This is a genomic window from Pseudomonadota bacterium, assembly GCA_034660915.1.
GTDB lineage: Bacteria > Desulfobacterota > Anaeroferrophillalia > Anaeroferrophillales > Anaeroferrophillaceae > DQWO01.
On the sequence record JAYEKE010000018.1, the window covers coordinates 12666 to 18226 of the forward strand.

A 5561-nucleotide genomic window follows, 5' to 3' on the forward strand; every position below is an offset into this window, starting at 1 on the left:
GCCTGCAGCCCGGTGCGCAACACCTACCATGTCACCAAAGGGACCATCCTCACGACCTGCAAGGCGGTCGATCTGGCTGCTGATCTGGCCGGCGGAACAATCAAAACAACCTATCGGCTGGGGAAATTCACTTTCAAAGTGGTCAGCGCCCCCATCAACTGGCCTTTAACTCACGATCTGGAAACCATTGACGGCCTTTCCCCTAAAGAGGCTATTCGCCAGGGACGAGTAAAGAATTCGCCCTACACCGTTTATGGTCATCGTTATCATCCCATGTCAGTAAAAACTGCACAATCCTACCGTGAGGAAGGCACTGCTTCCTGGTACGGAAATGAAACTAGCCGGCAGCGGGGTGGACATATGACTGCCAACGGTGAAGCCTTTAATCCCTGGAAGCCCACTGCCGCCCATAAGCTGCTGCCTCTGCCTACCCATGTACGGGTTACCAACCTGGATAACGGTCGGTCAATGATTGTCCGGGTCAACGACCGGGGGCCATTTGTCAAAGGTCGGATCATTGATTTAAGCGCCGGCGCCAGTAAAAAACTGGGGTTTTATGATAGAGGAACCGCCCGGGTCCGGGTGGAAACCGTACAGCTGGATTAACAACTTTTTCGGAAAGAAAAAATCCGCTTGGTTTCAGATGGAACGCCCCCATCTTAGAGCATTACGGTTTAAAGCCATGCTGCTGTGGGGCTCAATAATATCCGGTCCCTGTAGTTTGAAAGGCTGGAACATGAGCCTGGCATCATGGAGGGTGATATGAAGGTGCGGCAGCAAGGGGAAAATCCGCTGCCGCGGCAGAATCATGGTGGCCAGCAAAACCGCCAGGCTTTCGCTCGCCTCGTTTGCAGTCATGGTCACCGGGTAGAAACGCGAAGCATCAATATGGCATTCAGGCTCCTCCGAAGGCTGAATAATTGTCATATTTTTAGCCAGGCGCAGGAAGAGGCGGGGCTGAATCTTGAAGGCCGGCACCCAGAAAGAAGCCGGCCGCTCATTCCAGGCCGGTTCAATCATTTTCGGCAGGTTAGCCTGGCGAACCAGATCCGCATAGGAATGAATCTCCAACCCATCGATTTCCACCCGCAGCCGCCAGAAGGGAATCTGCAGTATCCCCTGTTTATCCTCTGGAGGAAATACCGATGCCAAAACCGGTTGCAACCCTGCAAGTGAAGCTTTCCAGGCTGTATGGCAATTGTCACACAGGAGCACCAGGCTGTCGCGCTCACCTTTCAAATCCCAACCGCAGGCAGGACAAAGGGCCGGAACAAAGGAAAGCGCACTGTCTGCAAGCGGCTCCTTTTGCAGGCGATCATCCAGGCTGGCAGCGGATATTCCCGGCAGTTTCTTGCTATCAATAGCATCCTGAAAATGATTTTCACCAACCCGTTTTACCGGCGCGTAAATCAGCGAACATTCCTCGCCGATAAAAGCACTGAAATCCATTTTCCCGGATCCGGCAGCCAGGCGACGCCGATGGAGATCCTCCACGGAGGTTTTCAGCGGGGTTTCCACGGCCAGGAAACTGCCGGAAACTTCAGGGGTAACAAAACGAAGAGGAAGACTCTGGGGACGGAATCCCAGACTTTGGGGAAATCCCTGAATCTCAACAGCGCGGATACTGGTATCCAGAAGACGTTTAGCTATCTGATGGCCCCGGCAGGAAAACAACATACCCTTTGCCCGCCAGTAGGGAACATAAAAGAGTTCATCGTCATCCCGATCAGCAGGAGGAAGATAATAACGGCAAGCTCCCGGCGTTGCCAGGTAAAGACACACCCGGCAATAAGGACAGATAAAAAGACGATCACTTTCCGCCAAAGTCACCGGTGCTCCGCACTGGGGGCACTGGTGATCTACCCGCCAGCCAGCCATCTAGAATTTTTCACCGCACTGATTGCAAAAATGAGCCTCAGGAAGATTCTCCGTGCCGCAGGAAGGACAAATAATGCCTGCTGATTTCTGCTCCACCGGGGTTCCACACCGGGGACAGAATTTGGCATTCGGCGGCAGGTTTTTACCGCAATGAACACACTGGCTGATAACCAGCAGCTGGTGACCGCAAGCAGGGCAGAAACGAGCATCTTTTGCCACCGGAACATGGCACTCAGGACAGTGATACGGTGATGATGCTTCAACCTGGCTTTCATTTCCAGCAGGTTTCATCAGGTTGCTGAACATGGCCGGCATCATCAACCCCAGACCAACACCCATCCCGGAACCGGCATCACCACCGGACTCGGGCATCTTTTCCATCGCCATGGCCGCCTTCATCTGCATCAGCCGATTCATATCATCGAACATGGACAAGCGCCCCCGGTCATCAATAGCCTGCTGCACTTCAGGAGGCGGCGTGATGGCATTAGTATAAAGAGCAGTTAGACCAAGACCAAAACGGCCGAAATCATCTTCAAGACGCTGCCGCAGTTTTTCTGACAGGGACTCATAACATCCCGGCAGATCAAGGATAGTATCCAACTCCTCACCCAACAAGTCATTAAATCTGGAGACGATAACCCGATTCAAATATTCCTCGATGCTCTCGGTGGTATACATTCCCTGGGTTCCCACCAGCCGGTTGATAAACAGAATCGGCTGGATTACCTGGACATTGAAAACTCCGAACGCCCGCAGACGCACCAGCCCCAGGCTGGAATCCTTAAAGGCAACCGGATCCCGGGTACCCCATTTCAGATTGGGAAAAACTTTCAGGTTAACAAAGTAAACTTCAGCCCGAAATGGACTGCTGAAACCCCAGGGCAGGCTCAAAACCTTGGTCAACACCGGCAGGTTATGGGTTGAAAGGTTATGTCTTCCCGGACCGATGGCGTCATAGGCCTTGCCCTGGTAGAAAAAGACGGCGGCCTGGCTGTCGCGAACGATGAGCTGAGCCCCAAACTTCAGCTCTCCCGATCCCTGTTCAGGGATACGATGGACCAGCTCCTGGCCACTATCATCAAACCACTCAATAACTTCCAGAAAAATCAGATTGTCAGTTCCCACATTTTCTCCTACTTTCACCGAGGGTTATGGACATACCCATCTTTTTGGTTGTGGGGCGCGCTAAAGCAATGTCCCCAGGCGTCATTATTTTATATTCGGCTGATAAGAGACAAAGTTTAAGAAAATCTGGAAAATGACCGGAAGGAAAAAAGAAAACTCAACTTTCTGAGTTGCTCTAAAAACAGCAGAAAGAAATTTCCAGGGATGTTCCGGCATGGCTCATAGCGGTTTGGCCGCCGAACGAATCACACGATGTGATTCGCGGCGGACGCGGGGACATTGCTTTAGCAGTGTCCCCACAAGCCGGCCTGTCTGCGTGCGGCACGCACAGGCAGGCCATGGACGGCCGGCGAGAATGAGCGAGAGCTATGCCGGAACATCCTGCTAATATGTCCCTGGCAATGCAAATCAGAAAGTTGAGAGAAAGGAAATCAAGCGTTTTTCCGCTGGCTGCCGGTATATATTTCATACTTCAGCAAGCGGCACTCGATTGGTCCGTTATACAATGGAATCTTTCGGGAGGCTTTCAGGCCCACTTTTTTAGCCAGCTCCCGGTTGCCGGTAAGGATAAAACCCCGGAAGCCGGCACATCTCTGTTTGAAAAAATCACCGATGCGCCGGTAGGTAGCATTCAATGCTTCCAACTCTCCCAAGCGTTCACCATATTCCGGGTTGAGAACCACAACCCCGCCACCAGCCGGAACCGGAATTTGGGCAAAGTCACCCACCCCGAATTCAATCAGAGACTCAACACCAGCCCGCCTGGCATTGTTCCTGGCCATTTTCACCACCGCCGGATTACTGTCTGTGGCAATGATGCGACCAGCTAATTTCTGTTTCACCTGTTTTCCGGCTTCCTGCAACAAGCTTTGCCAGACATCCCGGGGAAATTCACCCAGATGCATGAAGGCATAATTACGGCGACGCAGTCCCGGTGGAATATCGAGCTTTTTTAATGCCGCTTCGGTGGCCAATGTCCCACTGCCACACATGGGATTTAAGAAAGAACCGATCCCATCCCAGGCAACTTCCTGAACCACTGCCGCCGCCAGGGTCTCCTGTAGTGGTGCCTGACCACCTTCCTGACGATAACCACGGCGCGCCAGGGATTCGCCGGAAGTATCCAGATAAATACTGCAATGGTTCTGCTTCCAGAAAGCATGGACAACCACCCCATGCCGCCGGGGACCGGAATCAGGACGGCGCCCCAGCAACCGGCGGATGCGGTCAACAATAACATCCTTGGTTTTCTGGTTGATAAAACGCCGGTCACGAACGGAAGGATGATCCACCACCGAGGTAACCGAGAGATATTCATCGACGGGAATATATTTCTCCCAGCAAATACGGGAAAGACGTGAAAAAAGCTCGTCCTGGGTTGGACATTTCCAGGATTCGAGCTGAAAGAGGACCCGCTGGCCGGTACGACAATGAAGATTAAGGCGCATGGCATCAGTCAGAGTGCCCCTGGTTGAAACACTGGCCACTGATTCAGCAATAAGCGGAAACCCCAGGTTCTTCAACTCCGCGGCTAAAAACGGTGGAATACCTTTAGCACAGGGAATGAGCAAAGTGCCGGACTGGGAAAAAATGGACATGATAAAAGGGACCTCAGAAAAGGATTTCCGTCCCCACCCCTTTTTCGGTGAAAATTTCCAGCAGCAGGCAATGGGGCAGACGTCCGTCGACAATATGGGTCTTTCTTACCCCACCTCGCATGGCATCCAGACAACAGTTAATTTTCGGCAGCATTCCCCCGATGATCTCGCCGCCGGCAACCATGGTTTGGACCTCTTCATGTGGTAGTGAAGACAAGAGTTCCCCATTTTTATCCAGGACACCGGGAACATCCGTCAGCAGAATCAATTTTTCAGCCTGCAGAGCGGCTGCCACTGATCCAGCCACCAGATCAGCATTAATATTGTAGGTTTCGCCGGTTTCATCAACGCCTACCGGCGCAATAACCGGGATAAAACCGGTATTATCCAGGGAACCGAGAACTTCAGGATTAACCCTTCTGACGACCCCGACCTTACCCACGTCAATAATCTCCGGGGGCCGATCAGCCTGGGGAGTGTCGTACATCAAAAACTTTTCCGCTTCCAGCAGGTTGCCATCCTTGCCACTGAGGCCCACCGCTTTACCACCATGCCGGTTGATAAAATTGACGATCATCTTGTTGACTTTCCCCACCAGAACCATTTCCACCACATCCATGGTTTCCTGGTCGGTCACCCGCATCCCCTGGACAAATGAACTTTCTATACCCATTTTCCTCAGGACTTCGCCTATCTGCGGGCCGCCACCATGCACAATAACCGGGTTGATACCAATAAATTTAAGCAGTACCACATCTTCGGCAAATGATGAGCGCAGCTGCTCATCCACCATGGCATGGCCACCGTATTTAATCACAAACGTTTTACCGTAAAAGGTGCGGATAAACGGCAGGGATTCAATCAGAGTCTTGGCTTTCTGGATCAATTTCTCCATCTTTACAACTTTCACCCATTGATCTTTCGAGCTTTGCTTCGCTCTCTTGCACCTTTAACCTT

The 5561-nt window shown here is 52.1% G+C and carries 6 protein-coding genes; 1 reads left to right on the forward strand and 5 read right to left on the reverse strand.

What is annotated here, in order from left to right; translation table 11 throughout:
• Window positions 1–606, forward strand: a 606-nt coding sequence (locus U9P07_00795) for a septal ring lytic transglycosylase RlpA family protein (protein ID MEA2107943.1), incomplete at its 5' end; no start/stop codon positions are given.
• A gap of 33 nt (window positions 607–639) precedes the next feature.
• Here U9P07_00795 and U9P07_00800 read toward each other — a convergent pair.
• The 5 genes from U9P07_00800 to argB all read right to left on the reverse strand — a co-directional run bounded on the left by U9P07_00800 (window position 640) and on the right by argB (window position 5499).
• On the reverse strand, window positions 640–1878 hold the full coding sequence (locus U9P07_00800) for a hypothetical protein (GenBank protein MEA2107944.1): 1239 nt from the start codon (window positions 1876–1878) through the stop codon (window positions 640–642).
• Complete coding sequence (locus tag U9P07_00805; GenBank protein MEA2107945.1) at window positions 1879–3006, reverse strand: SPFH domain-containing protein; 1128 nt, start codon at window positions 3004–3006, stop codon at window positions 1879–1881.
• Window positions 3007–3181: 175 nt separating this feature from the next.
• Window positions 3182–3475, reverse strand: coding sequence for a hypothetical protein (locus U9P07_00810; protein MEA2107946.1), 294 nt, complete (start codon window positions 3473–3475; stop codon window positions 3182–3184).
• Complete coding sequence (locus U9P07_00815) at window positions 3438–4604, reverse strand: class I SAM-dependent RNA methyltransferase (protein MEA2107947.1); 1167 nt, start codon at window positions 4602–4604, stop codon at window positions 3438–3440. The genes U9P07_00810 and U9P07_00815 overlap by 38 nt, the downstream gene beginning before the upstream one ends.
• Before the next feature lie 13 nt (window positions 4605–4617).
• Window positions 4618–5499: an acetylglutamate kinase gene (gene argB, locus U9P07_00820; GenBank protein MEA2107948.1), complete on the reverse strand. Its 882-nt coding sequence runs from the start codon at window positions 5497–5499 to the stop codon at window positions 4618–4620.
• Window positions 5500–5561: the final 62 nt, after the last annotated feature.

Bases quoted from the DNA above. Each gene is read 5' to 3' on its own strand.
- U9P07_00800 (MEA2107944.1), bottom strand. From the start codon at position 1,878: ATGGCTGGCTGGCGGGTAGATCACCAGTGCCCCCAGTGCGGAGCACCG.
- U9P07_00810 (MEA2107946.1), bottom strand. From the start codon at position 3,475: ATGAAATATATACCGGCAGCCAGCGGAAAAACGCTTGATTTCCTTTCT.
- U9P07_00815 (MEA2107947.1), bottom strand. From the start codon at position 4,604: ATGTCCATTTTTTCCCAGTCCGGCACTTTGCTCATTCCCTGTGCTAAA.
- argB (MEA2107948.1), bottom strand. From the start codon at position 5,499: ATGGAGAAATTGATCCAGAAAGCCAAGACTCTGATTGAATCCCTGCCG.